General features: G+C 52.2%; 15 protein-coding genes, 1 tRNA gene and 1 pseudogene. 7 read left to right on the top strand and 10 right to left on the bottom strand.

The features are described from left to right. Positions 1-41 precede the first annotated feature (41 nt). The 3 genes from RYZ59_RS14590 to pepA all read right to left on the bottom strand — a co-directional run bounded on the left by RYZ59_RS14590 (position 42) and on the right by pepA (position 4988). A complete protein-coding gene (locus RYZ59_RS14590; protein ID WP_318048984.1) occupies positions 42-2897 on the bottom strand; it encodes a valine--tRNA ligase in 2856 nt (951 codons plus the stop codon). Further along, positions 2897-3340, bottom strand: coding sequence for a DNA polymerase III subunit chi (gene holC / locus RYZ59_RS14585; RefSeq protein WP_202039754.1), 444 nt, complete (start codon positions 3338-3340; stop codon positions 2897-2899). Before holC ends, RYZ59_RS14590 begins: the two co-directional genes overlap by 1 nt. Positions 3341-3476: 136 nt before the next feature. Next, positions 3477-4988, bottom strand: coding sequence for a leucyl aminopeptidase (gene pepA / locus RYZ59_RS14580; RefSeq protein ID WP_003025870.1), 1512 nt, complete (start codon positions 4986-4988; stop codon positions 3477-3479). Between the two features lie 153 nt (positions 4989-5141). On the opposite strand from pepA, the gene ytgA reads away from it, so the two are divergent. The 4 genes and pseudogenes from ytgA to RYZ59_RS24790 all read left to right on the top strand — a co-directional run. Continuing rightward, positions 5142-5192, top strand: a complete 51-nt coding sequence (gene ytgA, locus RYZ59_RS14575) for a protein YtgA (protein ID WP_211180521.1) — start codon at positions 5142-5144, stop codon at positions 5190-5192. A 63-nt stretch (positions 5193-5255) separates the two neighbouring features. Then, positions 5256-6356 carry an LPS export ABC transporter permease LptF gene (gene lptF / locus RYZ59_RS14570; RefSeq protein WP_318048982.1) on the top strand — a complete coding sequence of 367 codons (1101 nt, stop codon included), beginning with the start codon at positions 5256-5258 and terminating at the stop codon, positions 6354-6356. Then, positions 6356-7438, top strand: a complete 1083-nt coding sequence (lptG, locus tag RYZ59_RS14565) for an LPS export ABC transporter permease LptG (protein WP_137383924.1) — start codon at positions 6356-6358, stop codon at positions 7436-7438. Before lptF ends, lptG begins: the two co-directional genes overlap by 1 nt. 15 nt (positions 7439-7453) lie before the next feature. Continuing rightward, positions 7454-7549: pseudogene (locus RYZ59_RS24790) on the top strand (hypothetical protein); the annotation flags it as partial. On the opposite strand, the gene RYZ59_RS14560 reads toward RYZ59_RS24790, so the two are convergent. The 5 genes from RYZ59_RS14560 to idnD all read right to left on the bottom strand — a co-directional run bounded on the left by RYZ59_RS14560 (position 7544) and on the right by idnD (position 13412). Continuing rightward, positions 7544-9046: a DUF853 domain-containing protein gene (locus RYZ59_RS14560; protein WP_318048978.1), complete on the bottom strand. Its 1503-nt coding sequence runs from the start codon at positions 9044-9046 to the stop codon at positions 7544-7546. The pseudogene RYZ59_RS24790 and the gene RYZ59_RS14560 overlap by 6 nt on opposite strands. Before the next feature lie 79 nt (positions 9047-9125). Further along, positions 9126-10124, bottom strand: coding sequence for a DNA-binding transcriptional regulator IdnR (gene idnR, locus RYZ59_RS14555; RefSeq protein ID WP_202039751.1), 999 nt, complete (start codon positions 10122-10124; stop codon positions 9126-9128). 51 nt (positions 10125-10175) lie between these two features. Beyond that, the gene (gene idnT, locus RYZ59_RS14550) at positions 10176-11495 is read right to left on the bottom strand and encodes a gnt-II system L-idonate transporter (protein ID WP_016155581.1); all 1320 of its coding nucleotides are present in this window, start codon (positions 11493-11495) and stop codon (positions 10176-10178) included. Positions 11496-11592: 97 nt separating this feature from the next. After that, positions 11593-12357: a gluconate 5-dehydrogenase gene (gene idnO, locus RYZ59_RS14545; RefSeq protein WP_005134165.1), complete on the bottom strand. Its 765-nt coding sequence runs from the start codon at positions 12355-12357 to the stop codon at positions 11593-11595. Between the two features lie 11 nt (positions 12358-12368). After that, positions 12369-13412 carry an L-idonate 5-dehydrogenase gene (idnD, locus tag RYZ59_RS14540; RefSeq protein ID WP_318048974.1) on the bottom strand — a complete coding sequence of 348 codons (1044 nt, stop codon included), beginning with the start codon at positions 13410-13412 and terminating at the stop codon, positions 12369-12371. Positions 13413-13629: 217 nt separating this feature from the next. Between idnD and idnK the strand changes: the two genes are divergently transcribed. Beyond that, complete coding sequence (idnK, locus tag RYZ59_RS14535; protein WP_137383919.1) at positions 13630-14151, top strand: gluconokinase; 522 nt, start codon at positions 13630-13632, stop codon at positions 14149-14151. Positions 14152-14181: 30 nt separating this feature from the next. Here idnK and ahr read toward each other — a convergent pair whose 3' ends face one another. Next, positions 14182-15201 (bottom strand): NADPH-dependent aldehyde reductase Ahr, encoded by a 1020-nt coding sequence (gene ahr, locus RYZ59_RS14530; protein ID WP_318048972.1) that lies wholly within the window; start codon positions 15199-15201, stop codon positions 14182-14184. Between the two features lie 230 nt (positions 15202-15431). Here ahr and RYZ59_RS14525 point away from each other — a divergent pair. Together RYZ59_RS14525 and RYZ59_RS14520 are read left to right on the top strand one after the other, a co-directional pair. Beyond that, positions 15432-15516, top strand: a tRNA-Leu gene (locus RYZ59_RS14525). A 151-nt stretch (positions 15517-15667) separates the two neighbouring features. Beyond that, positions 15668-16927, top strand: a complete 1260-nt coding sequence (locus RYZ59_RS14520; protein ID WP_318048970.1) for a tyrosine-type recombinase/integrase — start codon at positions 15668-15670, stop codon at positions 16925-16927. Between the two features lie 105 nt (positions 16928-17032). Here RYZ59_RS14520 and RYZ59_RS14515 read toward each other — a convergent pair whose 3' ends face one another. Then, positions 17033-19021 carry a hypothetical protein gene (locus RYZ59_RS14515; RefSeq protein WP_318048968.1) on the bottom strand — a complete coding sequence of 663 codons (1989 nt, stop codon included), beginning with the start codon at positions 19019-19021 and terminating at the stop codon, positions 17033-17035. Between the last annotated feature and the right edge of the window lie 202 nt (positions 19022-19223).

Raw genomic sequence — 19223 nt, 5'->3', positions numbered from 1 at the left:
GATAAGCGCAGCGCCATCCGGCAAACGTACAGGCACGATTTTTACAGCGCGGCGATGACTGCCTGCTGCTCAATCAGCTTCGCTTTTGCTTCGGCGTAACCTTCCAGCTTCTCACGCTCTTTAGCGATGACCGCTTCCGGTGCGCGAGCCACGAAACCTTCGTTGGAGAGTTTGCCTTCGATACGAGCAATCTCGCCTTCGATTTTCGCCACTTCTTTTGCTAGACGCGCCAGCTCATCTTCTTTGTTGATGAGGCCAGCCATCGGGATCAGCAGCTCGGCGCCGTCGATGATTTTGGTCACGGAAACCGGACCTTTGTCATCGGCTGGCAGCACGGTAATGCTTTCCAGACGTGCCAGGTTCAGCAGGAAGCTGCGGTTGTCGTTCACACGACGCATCGCATCAGCGCTGCAACCACGCAGCAGCAGCTCCAGCGGTTTGCCCGGGGCGATGTTCATTTCCGCACGGATGTTACGTACGGCAACGATCGCCTGCTTCAGCCATTCGGTATCAGCCAGTGCGGCTTCATCAACCTGCGCTGCGTTATATTCCGGGAACGGCTGCAGCATGATGGTATCTGCAGTGTTGCCACAAATCACTTTCACGCGCTGCCAGATGGTTTCGGTGATGAATGGAATGATCGGGTGCGCCAGACGCAGCAGACCTTCCAGCACGGTGACCAGCGTATTGCGGGTGCCGCGCAGTTCAGACTCGGAACCGCCGTTCATGACTGGCTTGGTCAGCTCCAGATACCAGTCGCAGAACTGGTTCCAGGTGAACTCGTACAGGATGCCCGCAGCGATATCGAAGCGGAAGTTATCCAGCGCTTCGCGGTACGCTTTCACGGTCTGGTTGAATTCAGCCAGGATCCAGCGGTCTGCCAGAGACAGGGTCATTTCGCCGCCGTTGAAGCCGCAATCCTGATCTTCGGTGTTCATCAGCACGAAGCGGCTGGCGTTCCACAGCTTGTTACAGAAGTTACGGTAACCTTCCAGACGCTTCATATCCCAGTTGATGTCGCGGCCGGTAGAAGCCAGCGCGGCCAGGGTGAAACGCAGGGCGTCGGTACCGTGCGGCTCGATGCCGTCCGGGAACTGTTTCTCGGTACGCTTGGCAATTTTCTCGGCCAGCTGCGGTTGCATCATGTTGCCGGTACGTTTCTCCAGCAGTTCTGCCAGAGAGATACCGTCGACCATATCCAGCGGGTCAATCACGTTGCCCTTGGATTTGGACATCTTCTGGCCTTCGTCGTCACGAATCAGACCGGTCATGTAGACGGTCTTGAACGGCACCTGCGGCTTGCCGTTTTCATCTTTGATGAAGTGCATGGTCATCATGATCATGCGGGCAATCCAGAAGAAGATGATGTCGAAGCCGGAAACCATCACGCTGGTTGGGTGGAACTGACGCAGCGCGTCGGTATTTTCCGGCCAGCCGAGGGTAGAGAAGGTCCACAGTGCGGAGGAGAACCAGGTATCCAGAACGTCTTCGTCCTGACGCAGCGCAACGTCGGCGCCGAGGTTGTTTTCCTGACGCACTTCGTCTTCGGTGCGGCCAACGTAGACGTTGCCGTCGTTGTCATACCATGCCGGGATACGGTGACCCCACCACAGCTGACGGGAGATACACCAGTCCTGAATATCGCGCATCCAGGAGAAGTACATGTTTTCATACTGCTTAGGTACGAACTGGATGTCGCCGTTCTCAACCGCTTCAACCGCCGGTTTCGCCAGCACATCAGCGCGGACGTACCACTGGTCGGTCAGCATTGGTTCGATAACCACGCCGCCACGGTCACCGTAAGGCACGGTCAGATCGTGCGGCTTGATCTCTTCCAGCAGGCCCATCGCATCGATGGCAGCCACGATGGCTTTACGTGCGGCAAAGCGCTCCAGTTTCTGGAATTCAGCCGGGATCTCGTTGGAATAGACGTCAGATTCTTCACCTTTGGTGTCGTACACTTCCGCGGTTTCGCGAATATCACCGTCAAAGGTCAAAATGTTGATCATCGGCAGGCCGTGACGTTTACCAACTTCGTAGTCGTTAAAGTCGTGTGCCGGGGTGATCTTCACGCAGCCGGTGCCTTTTTCCATATCCGCATGTTCGTCGCCGACGATGGGAATGCGGCGGTCAACCAGCGGCAGCATGACGAATTTGCCGATCAGATCTTTATAGCGTGGATCTTCCGGGTTCACGGCTACGCCGGTATCGCCCAGAATGGTTTCCGGACGGGTGGTGGCAACGACCAGGTAATCTTTACCGTCTGCGGTTTTCGCGCCATCGGCCAGCGGATAGCGGATGTGCCACATCGAGCCTTTGGACTCGCGGTTTTCCACTTCCAGGTCAGAGATAGCGGTGCGCAGTTTCGGGTCCCAGTTTACCAGGCGCTTGCCACGGTAAATCAGGTCTTCTTTGTACAGGCGAACAAAGACTTCTTTCACGGCATTGGAAAGACCTTCGTCCATAGTGAAGCGCTCGCGCTCCCAGTCAACAGAGTTGCCCAGGCGGCGCATCTGACGGGTAATGGTGCCGCCGGATTCCGCTTTCCACTGCCAAATTTTATCGATAAACGCTTCGCGACCGTAGTCGTGGCGAGTTTTACCTTCTTCAGCGGCAATCTTACGCTCAACCACCATTTGGGTTGCGATACCCGCGTGGTCGGTACCGGCCTGCCACAGGGTGTTTTTACCCTGCATGCGCTGGTAGCGAATCATGGTGTCCATGATGGTTTGCTGGAAAGCATGACCCATATGCAAACTGCCGGTGACGTTCGGCGGCGGGATCATGATGCAGAAGGACTCTTTGCTTTCATCGCCGTTAGGTTTGAAATAGCCCTGCTTTTCCCAGTGCTCGTAAAGCGGCTGTTCGATATCTTGTGGGTTGTATGTCTTTTCCATTATTTCCAGGTTGCCGTATTCAGGTTAAAACCAGCCACGCGGTAAGCTTTGTAGCGATCGCGTGCCGATTGTTTCAAAGAATCTTCGTAAGGGACGAAGTCTATCACTTCTGTGAAAGCGGTGGCAAAATCTGCAAAGCCAACGCGCAAACTGATGAGCAGGTCGCGCGGGCTGCTGTTGCGTTTTTCTGGCCAGGCTATTTCTACCGGCGCGCCCCCTCTGGGGCCTTCACCCGCCAGATTATGCGGCACAAAACGCTCTGCCGGTCTTGCCCACAATGCTTCATCCAGGCGTATGGCCTGTTTTTCATCTTCGCAGGCGATCAATACACGCTTGCCCGCGCGCCAACGTTCTGCGGCAATTTCACACACCAGTTGCTCGACGGCGCTCAGACCGTCTTGCTGTGTGTCGTTGTCCAGAAGGTAGAACGTTGCATTCTTCATATATGGGGTTTCTTGTGGTGGATTTAAATGCGTTGTCATGATGCACCCCGTAGGCCTGATTAGGCGCATTAGCGCCGCCATCAGGCGTTTTGCCGGATGGCGCTGCGCTTATCCGGCCTACGGGGCAATCTCAAACTTACTCTTCGCCGTTAAAACCTGCGCGATTGAGCAGGAACTGCGACAACAGCGCCACCGGACGACCGGTTGCGCCTTTGGCTTTCCCTGAACGCCACGCGGTACCGGCGATGTCCAGGTGCGCCCAGTTGTACTTACGGGTAAAGCGTGACAGGAAGCAACCTGCGGTAATCGCGCCGCCAGGACGTCCACCGATGTTCGCCATATCCGCAAAGTTGGACTCTAACTGCTCCTGGTATTCATCACCCAGCGGCAAACGCCACGCACGGTCGCCCGCTTGTTCGGACGCCCCGATCAGCTCGTGCGCCAGTGGGTTATGGTTCGACATCAGGCCGGTGATGTGATGGCCCAGGGCAATCACGCACGCGCCGGTCAGGGTGGCGACGTCAATAACGGCTTCGGGTTCAAAGCGCTCGACGTAGGTTAACACGTCGCACAGCACCAGACGGCCTTCGGCATCAGTATTGAGCACTTCAACGGTTTGACCGGACATGGTGGTGAGCACGTCGCCCGGACGATACGCGCGGCCGCCCGGCATGTTTTCACAACCCGCCAGTACGCCGACGACGTTGATCGGCAGCTGGAGCTCCGCCACCATGCGCATCACGCCGTACACTGCCGCAGCGCCGCACATGTCGTATTTCATCTCATCCATGCCTTCGGCTGGTTTGATGGAAATACCGCCGGAGTCAAAGGTCAGCCCTTTGCCGACCAGCACAATCGGACGCGCATCTTCAGACGGATTGCCCTTGTACTCGATAACCGACATCAGCGACTCGTTCTGCGAACCGTGGCCGACCGCCAGATAAGAGTGCATACCCAGCTCTTTCATCTGCTGCTCGCCAATGACGCGCGTCACAACATTTTTGCTGTAGCTGTCAGCCAACTGACGCGCCTGAGACGCCAGGTACGCGGCATTACAGATATTCGGCGGCATGTTGCCGAGGTCTTTCGCCGCTTTGATACCGGCTGCAATGGCCAGACCGTGCTGAATAGCACGTTCACCGCTGGTCAGCTCACGGCGGGTCGGTACGTTGAACACCATCTTACGCAGCGGACGACGCGGTTCGCTTTTGTTGGTCTTCAACTGATCAAAGCTGTACAGCGTTTCTTGCGCTGTTTCGACAGCCTGACGTACTTTCCAGTAGTTATTGCGGCCTTTGACGTGCAGCTCGGTCAGGAAGCAAACGGCTTCCATCGAACCGGTATCATTCAGCGTATTGATGGTTTTCTGAATGACTTGCTTGTACTGGCGCTCATCAAGCTCACGCTCTTTGCCACAACCAATGAGGAGAATTCGCTCAGACAGGACGTTAGGAACATGGTGCAGCAACAGGGTTTGACCCGGTTTACCTTCCAGTTCGCCACGACGCAGCAGTGCGCTGATGTACCCGTCGCTGATCTTGTCGAGCTGCTCTGCAATCGGAGAGAGGCGGCGAGGTTCAAAGACGCCCACGACGATGCAGGCACTCCGCTGTTTCTCCGGGCTACCGCTTTTTACACTGAACTCCATGCACTACGCTCCTGAATCTTAAAGACAACGGCGGTGGCTACGGATAGAATTGCAAGCTTTCGTAACTCATACCCGCTGTTGCGGTGACTTCGTGTTAATCTTAACGTTATTACGGCATTGGCACGTCAGAACAATTTCTGAGAGGTGGATCCGTTGAGTATAATAATCTTAGCGACGATTTCGACGACTCAAGAGAATAAATGACGTTTAAGCCATGAAACAAGCTATTTTCCTGCAAAAAGACGGGTTTTTACGGGCGTATTTAAAGTGATAATCATAAGATATCTGGTACGGGAAACGCTCAAAAGCCAACTTGCGATCCTTTTCATCCTACTTTTGATCTTCTTTTGTCAAAAGTTAGTCAGGATCCTCGGTGCGGCGGTTGACGGTGATATCCCGGCAAATCTGGTGCTCTCGCTGCTGGGGCTGGGCGTGCCAGAAATGGCGCAACTTATCTTGCCCTTAAGCCTGTTCCTTGGGCTGCTAATGACGCTGGGCAAACTGTATACCGAAAGTGAAATTACGGTCATGCACGCCTGCGGGCTGAGCAAGGCTGTGCTGGTAAAAGCGGCGATGGTGCTGGCGTTGTTCACCAGTATTGTTGCGGCAGTCAACGTAATGTGGGCAGGGCCATGGTCCTCCAGACATCAGGACGAAGTGCTGGCGGAAGCGAAAGCGAACCCCGGTATGGCGGCGCTTGCTCAAGGGCAATTCCAGCAGGCAACCAACGGCGGTTCGGTGTTGTTTATCGAAAGTGTTGACGGTAGCAGCTTCAAAGATGTGTTCCTCGCGCAAATCCGCCCGAAAGGTAACGCCCGTCCTTCGGTGGTGGTGGCTGATTCCGGACATCTGACTCAGTTGCGTGACGGCTCTCAGGTCGTGGTGCTGAACAAAGGGACGCGCTTTGAAGGGACCGCGCTGCTGCGTGATTTCCGCATTACCGATTTCCAGGACTACCAGGCAATTATCGGTCATCAGGCCGTGGCGCTGGACCCCAACGATACCGACCAGATGGATATGCGCACGTTGTGGAATACCGACAACGATCGGGCCCGTGCGGAGCTGCACTGGCGTATCACATTGGTATTCACCGTATTTATGATGGCGCTGATGGTTGTCCCGCTGAGCGTGGTTAACCCGCGTCAGGGGCGCGTACTGTCCATGCTGCCAGCCATGCTGCTCTATTTGCTGTTCTTCCTGGTGCAGACGTCGCTGAAGTCGAACGGCGGGAAAGGTAAGCTGGACCCGGTGTTCTGGATGTGGGTGGTAAACCTGGCCTACCTGGCACTGGCGATTGTGCTTAACCTCTGGGATACGGTGCCGATGCGTCGCTTGCGTGCCCGTTTTATGCGTAAAGGAGCGGTATAATGCAGCCCTTTGGTGTACTTGACCGCTATATCGGTAAAACCATTTTTACCACCATCATGATGACGTTGTTCATGCTGGTGTCACTCTCCGGGATCATCAAGTTTGTCGACCAGCTGAAAAAAGCCGGACAGGGGAGCTACGATGCAATGGGCGCCGGGCTGTATACCCTGCTTAGCGCACCGAAAGATATCCAAATCTTCTTCCCGATGGCGGCACTGCTCGGCGCGTTGCTGGGGCTGGGCATGCTGGCTCAGCGTAGTGAACTGGTGGTGATGCAGGCGTCCGGTTTTACCCGTATGCAGGTGGCGCTGTCGGTGATGAAAACCGCGATCCCGCTGGTGCTGCTGACGATGGCCATCGGCGAATGGGTGGCGCCGCAGGGCGAGCAGATGGCGCGTAACTATCGTGCGCAGCAGATGTACGGCGGCTCGCTGCTGTCTACCCAGCAAGGGCTGTGGGCGAAAGATGGCGACAGCTTTGTCTACATCGAGCGAGTGAAAGGCGACGCCGAATTAGGTGGGATTAGCATTTACTCCTTTAACGACAAACGTCGTCTGCAGTCTGTTCGCTATGCCGCAAGCGCGACGTTTGACCCGGAGCAGAAAGTCTGGCGTTTGTCGCAGGTGGATGAATCCAACCTGACCGATCCGAAGCAAATCACCGGTTCACAAACGGTGAGCGGGACGTGGAAAACCAACCTTACGCCGGACAAACTCGGTGTGGTGGCACTGGACCCGGATGCGCTGTCGATTAGCGGGCTGCACAATTACGTGAAGTACCTGAAGTCCAGCGGCCAGGACGCCGGACGCTACCAGCTCAATATGTGGAGCAAAGTCTTCCAGCCGCTGTCTGTCGCGGTGATGATGCTGATGGCGCTGTCGTTTATCTTCGGTCCGCTGCGTAGCGTGCCGATGGGCGTGCGCGTGGTGACGGGGATTAGCTTTGGCTTTGTGTTCTATGTGCTGGACCAAATCTTCGGCCCGCTGACGCTGGTGTATGGCATTCCGCCGATTATCGGCGCGCTGCTGCCAAGTGCCAGCTTCCTGCTGATTAGTCTGTGGCTGATGCTGCGTAGGTCGTAATCACCGTAAAGCGCAGTGCCTGATGGCGCTGCGCTTATCCGGCCTACCAGGGCCCGTAGGCCGGATAAGGCGTTTACGCCGCCATCCGGCACAGTACCACGGGTGCTAGCGTTTTCTCCCGCCCATCAAACTCCCCAACATCCCCCGGATTATCTGATTGGTGACCTGTCGCGCCGCGCTTTTCGCCACGCTTTGTACCACGCCATCGCGCTTGCCGCCGCGCGGTCCGGTGCTGCCAAACAGGATATCCTTCAACCCACCGAGAATACCGCTGTCCACCTCGACCGCTTTACCGTTGGCGGGTGGCGTATTTTGCTGCCCGGTGCTGGCCTGCACGCCTTGCTGCAAACGTTCATAGGCGGATTCACGGTCGATCTCTTCTTCATATTTGCCGTACAGCGAGGAGTGATTAATCAGCCCGTTGCGCTCATCGTCCGTCACCGGCCCCATCCGTGAGCACGGCGCAATGACCATTGCCCGTTCAACCACCGACGGGCTGCCTTTGGCATCCAGAAACGAGATTAGCGCCTCGCCGGTGCCCAGCTCCTGAATGGCTTTTTCGGTATCAAATGCCGGGTTGGCGCGCATGGTTTGCGCCGCGGTTTTCACCGCTTTCTGATCTTTCGGCGTGAACGCGCGCAGGGCGTGTTGCACGCGGTTGCCCAACTGGCCGAGTACGTTGTCTGGAATGTCCGACGGGTTTTGCGACACAAACCACACGCCAACGCCTTTCGAGCGGATCAGGCGGATGACCTGTTCGATTTTATCCAGCAGCACCTGCGGGGCGTCGTTGAACAGCAGGTGCGCCTCATCGAAGAAAAACACCAGTTTAGGTTTCTCCAGGTCACCCGCTTCCGGCAGTTGTTCGTACAGTTCGGAGAGCATCCACAGCAGGCTGGCGGCGTACAGTTTGGGCATCTGGTAGAGCTTCTCGGCGCTGAGGATATTAATCACCCCTTTGCCACTGGCGTCGGTACGCATCCAGTCTTTGATATCCAGCATCGGCTCGCCAAAGAAGTGCGCTGCACCCTGTTGTTCCAGTGACAGCAGACCGCGCTGGATAGCCCCGACCGAAGCGCTGCTGATGTTGCCGTACTGGTTCTGGAAGGATTTAGCGTTATCGCCAATGTACTGGGTGATGGCCCGCAGATCTTTGAAATCCAGCAGTAACAGTCCCTGGTCATCGGCAATGCGGAAGATAATATCCAGCACGCCGGACTGCACGTCGTTGAGGTTCAGCAAACGGGCCAGCAGCAGTGGCCCAAGGTCAGAGACTGTGGCGCGAACAGGGTGACCTTTTTCGCCGAAGATATCCCACACCGTGACCGGATTAGCATGTGGCTGCCAGTCGGTAATGCCGATGTTTTTCAGGCGGGCGAGCAGCTTTTCAGACGCTTCTCCTTCCTCGGCTACGCCGGTTAAGTCACCTTTCACATCGGCCATAAAGACCGGTACGCCAATCTCGGACAACGATTCGGCCAGCTTCTGTAGCGTGACGGTTTTGCCGGTCCCGGTCGCGCCGGTAATCAGCCCGTGACGGTTGGCCATGCCTGGCAGTAAAAACAGTTCGGTGTCCGGCGTGCGGGCAATTAGCAGGGGTGCGCTCATTGAGATTTCCTCCATTTATCCTGCCTGGAGTATAGGCAATGTCGATGAAAGAAAGTATGCGCGGGTGTGAGAAAAGGCGTTAAAGCGTATTGCCGTGATAAATCTGATACCCCAAATCCACGGTATTGTGGTTATGGTCGTTGTTCTTGATTTTGCTCAGCAACATCTGTGCCGCCATACGGCCAATGTCGAAACGCGGGGTAATGACGCTGGCAAGGCTTGGGATCATCTGCCGACCCATTTCCAGCCCGTGAAAACCGGCAATCGAGATCTGCTCCGGGACGGCAAGCTCGCGCTCGCGACACAGCAGCAGCGCGCCCATCGCGATGTCGTCGTTGGTGCAAAACACGCCGTCTAAATCCGGATGCGCAGTGAGCGCATCACGCATCATTTGTGTGCCCAGATGGATGGAGGAGATGGCGCGTGGGTTAACGCGCAGCGGTTCCAGACCCCGGCGGGTCATGGCGTCGCAGTAGCCACGATAGCGCTGTTCATCGCGGATATCGTCTTTCGAACCCAGGTAGAGGATTTTGCGCCGCTGGCGCTTATCCAACATGGTACTGACCATATCAAATGCCGCCTGACGGTTATCAAAGCCCACTTCCATGTCCAGACGATCGCCCTGGATATCCATCAGCTCGACCACCGGAATGTTGGCAGAGCGCAGGAATTTAACCGTGCGCAGGGTGTGGTATTTCTCGGAAAGAATAATGCCGTCGATATTGTACGACAGCAGGTTGATTACCGACTCTTCTTCGGATTCCCGGTCGTAGTTATAGTTGGCGATCAGCGTCTGATAGTTATGGTCGGAGGTGACCGACTCAATACCGGCCAGAATGTCAGCGAACAGCTGGTTTTGAAACGAGGGGATCAGCACGCCGAGCGTATAGCTTTGCGCGTTCAGCAGCATCGCGGGTGCGCGGTTGGGGATGTAATTAATCTCCTCCATAATTTGCGCGATGCGTTCACCGGTTTCCTTTGCGACCTTTTTCGGCGAGCGAATGTAGCGGCTCACCGTCATTTTGGTCACACCTGCCAGCGTGGCGATGTCTTGCAAAGAAATTCTGTGGTTCCTCATTTTCTCTCCTGAGCCGGGGAGCGCGGGCTGATGCTCCCCGGTAATACCGTATTAATGCAGGATGGCGTTCAGCGCCAGAACCCCCAGCAGACCCATAATGGAAATCAGCGTTTCCATTACCGTCCAGGTACGCAACGTTTCGCCTACGCTGAGATTAAAATAGCCTTTAAACAGCCAGAATCCCGGATCGTTAACGTGGGAGGCAATCACGCTACCCGCACCGGTTGCCAGCACCATCAGCGCCGGGTCAGCATGGGTGACGTTAATAATCGGCAGCACCACGCCTGCAGTGGTGATCGCCGCCACGGTCGCAGAACCGAGCGCGATGCGCAGCAACGCGGCGACCGTCCAGCACATCAGCAGTGGAGAAAGCGACGTACCGGTCATCAGGTGCGAGATATATTGCCCCACGCCGCTGTCGACCAGAACCTGCTTAAACGCACCGCCCCCGGCGATGATAAACACAATCATCGCAATCGCGCCGATAGAGTCGCCAATGATATCCATAATTTGCTCGATCGTCCGTCCGTTACGCCGTCCAAGGGTAAAAATGGCCAGCACGATAGCGATAAACAACGCGACCGCAGGGTTACCGATAAACTCAAAGAACACCCGCACGCTGTTGGTCTTCGGCAGCGTAATTTCGCACACCGCGGCGACCGCCATCAGTATGACCGGGATAACCGCCGCAAAGATACTGTTCCAGAATGACGGCATCTCTTCTTCGGTGAACAGATGCGGGTTGAATAACCCCTCCGGCGGTGCTTTCTCAAAGCGGGTCAGCAGCTTAGAAAACAGCGGCCCGGCGACAATCACCGTCGGGATGGTAATAATAAATCCGTACAGCAGGGTAGTGCCGAGATTGGCCTCGAAAATGGTGGCAATCGCGGTAGGCCCTGGATGCGGCGGCAGAAAACAGTGGGTCACGGACAGCGCTGCGACCATCGGCACGCCGACATACAGCAGCGGCAGACCGGAAGAGGCCACTACCGTAAACACCAGCGGCAGCAGCAGAACAAAGCCGACTTCGAAGAACATCGCCAGACCGACAACCAGACCGGTGATCACCAGCGCCCACTGCACGCGTTTTTTACCGAACGTACCAATCAGCGTGGTGGCGATGCGCTGAGCCGCGCCGGTATCGGAAATCAGCTTACCGAGCATCGCGCCGAACCCGAGGATCATCGCCAGCCCGCCGAGCGTGCCGCCGATCCCATTTTGTATAGAGTGTAAAACGGCCTGTGCATCCATCCCTTCGGCAAAACCGACGACCGCCGCAACCAGTACCAGGGCAATAAAGCCGTTAACTTTAAAGCCAATCATCAGGACCAGGAGCAGCGCGACGCCTGCCGCAATTATTATTAATGGCATAATCTTTTCTCTTTTATCCCCGTCATCCTGCAACTCGAATGATTTAGGGGGTGTGCCAAAAATGCAGCGCCGGAGCGCTGCGCGGTGTCGCTAAATGTCAGACGGCGACCAGCATGCCGCCATCGACAAACAACAGGTGCCCGTTAACAAAATCGGATGCTTTAGAAGAGAGGAATACCGCCGCGCCAATCAGCTCCTGCGGATCGCCCCAGCGGGCGGCTGGCGTACGTTTGCACAGCCAGGAGGTGAAGGCCTCATCTTCGACCAGCGCTTTGGTCATTTCGGTTTTGAAGTAGCCCGGCGCGATACCGTTGACCTGGATATTGTGGCGTGCCAGCTCAACGCACATCCCGCGGGTGAGCATTTTCACTGCGCCTTTGGAGGCGGCATACGGCGTGATGGTGTCGCGGCCCAGTTCGCTCTGCATGGAGCAGATGTTGATGACCTTCCCGGCCTGACGTTCCACCATGCGGCGCGTGACCGCCTGCGAGACCAGGAACACTGCCGTCTGGTTAACAGCGATTACATCGTTCCAGTCCTGTTCCGGGAACTCGGTAAACGGATGGCGGCGCTGAATACCGGCGTTATTCACCAGCACATCGATTGGACCAATGTCTTTTTCGATATGGTCGATGGCGGCATCGATATCCTGTTTCTGCGTAACATTAAAAGGTGCAGCAACGGCACGAATCCCTTCCTGCTGCAGTTTGGCGACGGCGGCTTCAGCACGCTCTGGCGTAATATCATTGACGATAATCTGCGCGCCATATTTACCCAACCCGGTCGCCAGTAAATAACCAATACCCTGAGCTGAACCGGTGATCAGAATGTTTTTGCCGTCCAGTGAAAAAAGATCGTTCATCATGTTATTCCTTATTTTGTTTCTGCAAAAACGAGCTGGACTTTCGCCGCCTGGGTTTTATCCCCGGCGAAGATCAGCGCTTGTTCAAGTTCGGTAAACGGATATTCGGCGCTGAGTAACGGCAGCGGATCGATAACGTTATTTGCCAGCCACGACACCGCGGTGTTGAACTCGGTGGTAAAGCGGAACGAGCCTTTGAGCGCGATCTCTTTGCCGATCAGCATCATCATCGGGAAGTCCGGCACCGCGCCGCCCATGCCGACCTGCACCATCACGCCTTTCGCGCGGGTGACTTCCAGGCAGGTGGTGATTGAGGACGGATGACCGGAGACTTCGAAGCTGACGTCGAAGTAGCCTTTTTCTTTTTTCCACTCATCGAGTGAGTCCTGCTGCGGGTTAATCAGCGTATCGGCACCCATCTGCTGGGCAAGCGACAGCGAACGCGGGCTGATATCAGCACAGACAATCTCTGCTGCACCGAGCGTTTTCACCGCGCTGACGATCAGACAGCCGATAGGACCGACGCCGGAGATAAATACGCGCTTGCCCTGCAGGTCGCCCGCTTCATGCGCGGCGTGGATCGCGACCGCCAGCGGTTCGGCAAAGGCCATGACTTTTTCATCGGCCTCTTGCGGGTACGGGATACACTGCGCGGTATCAACGGTTTTAAACCGGGTAAAGCCGCCGTCGACATGGGGAAAATACATGGCGCTGCCAAAAAAGCGCATTTCCGTGCACTGGTTTTCTTCGTGCTGCAAACAGTATTTACAGTGGCCGCAGGGTTTCGATGGATTAATCGCCACTGACTGACCTTCATGTAATTCTTTTGAATCGCTATGCACCACTTTACCAATAACTTCATGGCCTAAAATCATTGGCGCTTTAATGGTAAAATTACCGACTTTCCCTTCCTGATAATAATGTAAATCGGAACCACAAATACCGCCGCGGGTAATTTGTACTAAAGTTCCTTTATTATTCCATTCAATGTTTTGGTCGGTAATGGCAACAGTTTTCTTACCCGCGACAACGCAGGATTGGGTTTTGACTTGCATAAATGCCTCACTGGTCAGGTAGTAACCTCGGCAGCATTTAAACGGTTTTGAGTGTTATTATTTGTGATGCAGATCACGCTGGAAAATTGTTACACTACAATGTTACGCATAACGTGATGCGCCTTGTAATTCTCATCAGCAGCGCTGAAAAAGCGTGAAATCCTCAATGTGGAAAGCGTAGTATCGCGCCATGGAATATGAATCTGGAGTTTTTTCGATGGCCGGGGAAAGTTATATTTTGATGGGTGTTTCAGGTAGCGGTAAATCTTTAATTGGCAGTAAAATTGCCGCTGTATTATCGGCAAAATTCATTGATGGTGACGATCTCCATCCCGCTAAAAATATTGATAAAATGTCTGAAGGCATTCCATTAACCGATGAAGACCGACTGCCGTGGTTAGCGCGATTAAATGATGCCTCATACAGTTTATATAAAAAGAATGAGACCGGGTTTATTGTCTGCTCGTCATTAAAAAAACAGTATCGCGATATATTGCGTCAGGGCAGCCCGAATGTGCATTTTCTGTGGCTGGACGGTGACTACGAGACCATTCTGGCGCGCATGCAGCGCCGGGCAGGGCATTTTATGCCGGTGGGATTACTTAAAAGCCAGTTCGACGCGCTGGAGTGTCCGCAGGAGGATGAACGCGATATTGCCCGCATCGACGTGAACCACGATATTGAGCATGTGACGGAACAGTGCCGCCAGGCGGTGCTCGCGTTTCGTCACGGGCAATAGGCCCAGCCCCTTGCGGGACTGAGCCCGGCATCAGAAGTCGGCTTTCAGTACCACGCGGTAGCGGGCCTTGCCGTCACGCACGTGCTGGATAGCGTCGTTAATTTGCGACATTGGGTACAGCTCGGTGGTGGGTGACACCTTGCTGCGCCCGGCAAACTTCATCAGCTTGCGCAGTTCGAACGGCGTACCGGTTGCCGAACCGGAGATGCTGCGATCGCCGGCAATTAAGGTGAATGCCGGCACCGGCAGTGGTTTCATCACCGCGCCGACGGTATGGAAGTTACCGCCGTAGGCCAGCGCTTCAAAATAGGGCTGCCAGTCGAGATCGGCGTTAACCGTATTAATAATGAGATCGAACTGGCCCGCCAGCGCTTTTAGCGCATCCGGATCGCGGCTGTTGACCACCTTATCCGCCCCCATCGCCAGTACTTCCTGCTCTTTCGCCGGATTGGAACTGAACGCGGTGACTTCACAACCCATCGCGTGTAACAGCTTAATGGCGATATGCCCCAGGCCGCCGATGCCGATCACCCCAACGCGGCTGGTGGCGGTGATATGGTGCATCAGCAGCGGTTTGAACACCGTGATGCCGCCGCACAGCAAGGGACCGGCTGCCGCATAATCGATGCTCTCTGGTAGCGGGATCACCCACTGCCAGTCGGCCCGCAGTTTCTCGGCAAAGCCGCCGCGATTGAGGATCGTGGGAACGGACCCTTCCAGGCAGTTAATTTGATTGCCGCTGATACAGGCATCGCAGTGCCCGCAGCTGCGTGCCGTCCAGCCAACGCCGACGCGCTGACCAACTTTCAGCCCCTTATCCTGCGCCGCGCTGCCGAGCGCCGCCACGCGACCAATTACCTCATGCCCGGCAACCAGCGGATACTGAGAGAATCCCCATTCGTTGTCGATCATCGACAAATCAGAATGGCAGATACCGCAGTAATCGACCTGGACTTCGACATCTTCCGGCTTAAGCTCGCCCGCATCATATTCATAGAGTTCGAGTTCGCTGCCCGCCGCTTTTGCAGCGTAGCTTTTTATCATCGACATCGTGTTTCCCTCAGTGTGGTGTTGAACTGGAAGTGTAGAGCATGGGGAAACGGGACGCTTCGCAGAAGGGGGGATTAAGGCGGTTATTGCGTGGGCTAAACCGTGATGCTGATTGCAGGTACGAAAGGTAATGCTGAAATTTTCAACACTTAGCGAGCCAGACACACGCTGGTGCTTGCATGGTGGCGCATGACAGGTATAATCCACAACGTTTTCCGCATCCCTTCCGTGCCGGAGTGGCGAAATCGGTAGACGCAGTTGATTCAAAATCAACCGTAGAAATACGTGCCGGTTCGAGTCCGGCCTTCGGCACCATTAGTACTTCCAAGAACATCCGAGAAAGTCCATCAAACCCTTTAAAATCAATGCTTGCAGCGATTTTTCCGTCCCGAGTTGTCCGAGGTAGTCCGTTGAAATCCGGATGTCATTGGGGGCATCTTAACTTCGATTAGAAATGTGCCCCCAAATGAAGCTCAACGCCAGACAGGTCGAGACCGCAAAGCCAAAAGACAAAACCTACAAAATGGCCGATGGTGGCGGTTTGTATCTCGAAGTTTCGGCCAAGGGTTCTAAGTACTGGCGTATGAAATACAGACGCCCCTCTGACAAAAAAGAGGATCGCCTCGCTTTTGGTGTTTGGCCTACTGTGACACTTGCTCAGGCAAGAGCAAAACGCGATGAAGCCAAAAAGTTGCTAGTGCAGGGTATTGATCCAAAAGCCGAACAGAAAGAGGCTCAGGCCGAGAACTCGGGGGCATATACTTTCGAAACTATCGCTCGTGAATGGCATGCCAGTAACAAGCGCTGGAGCGAAGACCATCGATCGCGCGTTCTTCGCTATCTTGAGCTTTATATCTTCCCTCATATCGGCTCGTCCGACATTCGCCAGCTCAAAACTAGCCACCTGTTAGCCCCTATTAAAAAAGTTGATGCCAGTGGTAAGCATGACGTCGCTCAGCGTCTTCAGCAGCGTGTCACGGCTATTATGCGTTATGCAGTTCAGAACGATTACATCGACTCAAATCCAGCCAGTGATATGGCCGGTGCGCTATCGACAACTAAAGCGCGACATTACCCCGCTTTGCCCTCAAGCCGGTTCCCTGAATTTCTTGCTCGTGTTGCTGCTTATCGTGGTCGTGTAATGACACGGATCGCGGTCGAGCTTTCCTTACTAACTTTTGTGCGTTCCAGTGAGTTACGTTTCGCGCGTTGGGATGAGTTCGACTTCGATAAATCTCTCTGGCGAGTACCTGCAAAACGAGAAGAAATTAAAGGCGTGCGTTATTCGTACCGTGGAATGAAGATGAAAGAGGAGCATATTGTTCCACTTAGTCGACAAGCGGTGATTTTGTTAGAGCAGTTAAAGCAGATTAGTGGTGATAAGGAGCTCCTGTTCCCGGGGGATCATGATGCAACCAAGGTTATGAGTGAAAATACGGTAAATAGCGCATTGCGTACGATGGGATATGACACTAAAACTGAGGTCTGCGGGCATGGGTTTAGGACGATGGCGCGTGGGGCGTTGGGTGAGTCGGGGCTGTGGAGCGATGATGCGATTGAACGTCAGTTGAGCCATACAGAGCGTAATAATGTACGTGCGGCTTATATTCATACTTCTGAGCATTTGGATGAACGTAGGTTAATGGTGCAGTGGTGGGCTGATTATCTTGATATAAATAAGAACAAAACTATAACACCTTACGATTATGCTCTTGTTGGAAAATGAAAATTGTCGAAATTTTTAATTGTTAAATCGAGATAGCTTTGACAGTCACTCGTATTAATTTAATTTAGCAACTGTCAAAGATAATCCACTGTTTTTGGGGGCGCTTTAGGCCTTAATGTATTTTTTGGAAAGGGAATACTCTTTGTAGAAATCTCTAGTCGAATGTGATATTGAGGAAAGTGTTATTAAAGCTTTCACAAGACCTTCGCTAGAACCTTTATCTTCTAGTATCATCAGCAACTGAGATATGCTCATGAAAAATAGATTATGAAATGGTTCGGCATCAAGTTGGTTGGAATCCTTAAGGCATTGAATATGTGTTGATAATTCATTTATGTGTTCTTTCCAATTATTAAGTTTTTTATCAATGCTCGAATTGGCTCCTTTAAATGTTGCACCCAATGAGTTAGTTAAAATTGAACGAATTGTCATTCTGTCTTGAAAACTTCCATAATCATAAAGAGTTAAGGCAATTTTAATTACTCTTTGTGATTTATATATTATAGGGGAAGATCCTTCGATGTTAATTTTACCATCACATCGTAAAACGCGCTCAGCCTTGAAACATTGGCTTGTGGCATGAATCAATCCACCACCTAAATCAGACAGAATTGAGTAATCGACTCCTGACATTGATAGTCTTGTCATTCCTTTCTTTTTTATCTCAATAAAAATTATGGTGTTGTCAGTTTCAATTGTTATATCACTTTCCCCATATACCAATCCATCTTTACTAACAAAATTTCCGCTATGAAATAAAATCCCATAAGATAATAGTTTATCCTTAACAAATCTCTCGATTACATGTCCTAGTGTTGCATCGTTATGTTTATTTCTTTTGCCATCAGGAGCAATGATAGAGTTTAATGTATTATTAAGAAATGCTAAAGAAGATAAAGGTCGTGGTAATAGAAGATAGGAACTTTTCAATGGGGTCAATATATTAAAGTTATTATCAATGTTGGTGCTTTTGGGAGGGAATTCTAAAGAGTGGTTAGGGGATTTATTGAGAAGGATATTGTTAATTATAGCTGTGTTTTTTTTGGGGTCTAAATTCAATATTTTCTTTATGTTGTTATGATCAATATGAGTGATCTGATGATCTAAAGTTTTACTAAGTAATGTCAACCCGCTTTTGTATATTTTCCCTATGGAAAAACCATGGCTTTTTAAAGATTTAAATTCAGATGAGTTTACTACATAGTTTAAGATTTCAGTCACGTGGCCACTGTGCATTTGGGCTATGCAATACAGGTTGTCGAACACAACTTCGTCAGATAAAAATTTGGTTAAACCATAATGGTCAACGTACCATGATTCATATGGGCTATAATCCTGAACTTCAAAGACAGCAACTATATCGGTTAATAAATTAATTAATTTGGGAAAGTTGTTCTCGCGGTTACTATCGCCAAAACTATTTGAATATTTTGTGCCTAACGCAATCAAATATGCCCATGGTATAGCAGGTAAAGGCCTATCATGACCCATAGAAAGTGAGCGATGGATATGGAATCTTTTTTGGCTGGAGTCATAGCTATTGGAAATGCTCTCAAAAACTGCATGCAAGATATTACATCCACCAATTGAAGTGGCAAGTCTTCCAATCTCTATGGATAATTGGTGATGGTAATTACTGTCGAAATAAAAACTGTCTTCTATTTCGATTATTGGAAATCCGTTTTTTATTAGTCTTACACAGGAACGGCTAAAGTCAAAATATTTTGCATATGTAATTTCGAAATGTTCATCTTCACTCATAAGGCTGTTGGTGTCTTTAATTTCCCCTAAAACGCTTATTATTTCATCCCATTTAATAGTTGAGGCTTTTCCTTGCTCTTTATTTTTTGTATTGTCTCTTGATCCATCAATTAACGTGCATACATAGGACATGTATGGATTTAATGGCCTTCCATTAACTATGTGCTCATAAACTATTTTCTTTTGTAGGTATATTAGTTTCTCTCTGATTAGGTAGATATTATCTCCTGAAATGCTTTTTATTTTGACATAGCCATCCTTACTGTCTATTTGAGGGAGGGTTATATTTGTAACTAACTTATCACATAAATTTAAAAACAACTCATAGTTCATTTTTTTCTCCATGAAATAATTAATTGTGAATGTGGTTGTAATCTTGGAGGGGGGAATTTTAATTATATTAATGGGTTTTTATTTAGTTATGCAAGTTTAGGCATTAAGAAAATACTATCTTCTATAGGGTGATGCTGCCAACTTACTGATTTAGTGTATGATGGTGTTTTTGAGGTGCTCCAGTGGCTTCTGTTTCTATCAG

The sequence above is a fragment of the Citrobacter sp. HN-141 genome, from assembly GCF_033341895.1.
In the GTDB taxonomy this organism is placed as follows: domain Bacteria; phylum Pseudomonadota; class Gammaproteobacteria; order Enterobacterales; family Enterobacteriaceae; genus Citrobacter.
Note: the sequence above shows the minus strand (reverse complement) of the source record. Positions and strands in the feature narration are given on the sequence as shown.

Coding starts and splice junctions, on each gene's coding strand:
- RYZ59_RS14590 (WP_318048984.1), bottom strand. CDS start 2,897: ATGGAAAAGACATACAACCCACAAGATATCGAACAGCCGCTTTACGAG.
- holC (WP_202039754.1), bottom strand. CDS start 3,340: ATGAAGAATGCAACGTTCTACCTTCTGGACAACGACACACAGCAAGAC.
- pepA (WP_003025870.1), bottom strand. CDS start 4,988: ATGGAGTTCAGTGTAAAAAGCGGTAGCCCGGAGAAACAGCGGAGTGCC.
- lptG (WP_137383924.1), top strand. CDS start 6,356: ATGCAGCCCTTTGGTGTACTTGACCGCTATATCGGTAAAACCATTTTT.
- RYZ59_RS14560 (WP_318048978.1), bottom strand. CDS start 9,046: ATGAGCGCACCCCTGCTAATTGCCCGCACGCCGGACACCGAACTGTTT.
- idnR (WP_202039751.1), bottom strand. CDS start 10,124: ATGAGGAACCACAGAATTTCTTTGCAAGACATCGCCACGCTGGCAGGT.
- idnT (WP_016155581.1), bottom strand. CDS start 11,495: ATGCCATTAATAATAATTGCGGCAGGCGTCGCGCTGCTCCTGGTCCTG.
- idnO (WP_005134165.1), bottom strand. CDS start 12,357: ATGAACGATCTTTTTTCACTGGACGGCAAAAACATTCTGATCACCGGT.
- idnD (WP_318048974.1), bottom strand. CDS start 13,412: ATGCAAGTCAAAACCCAATCCTGCGTTGTCGCGGGTAAGAAAACTGTT.
- idnK (WP_137383919.1), top strand. CDS start 13,630: ATGGCCGGGGAAAGTTATATTTTGATGGGTGTTTCAGGTAGCGGTAAA.
- ahr (WP_318048972.1), bottom strand. CDS start 15,201: ATGTCGATGATAAAAAGCTACGCTGCAAAAGCGGCGGGCAGCGAACTC.
- RYZ59_RS14520 (WP_318048970.1), top strand. CDS start 15,668: ATGAAGCTCAACGCCAGACAGGTCGAGACCGCAAAGCCAAAAGACAAA.
- RYZ59_RS14515 (WP_318048968.1), bottom strand. CDS start 19,021: ATGAACTATGAGTTGTTTTTAAATTTATGTGATAAGTTAGTTACAAAT.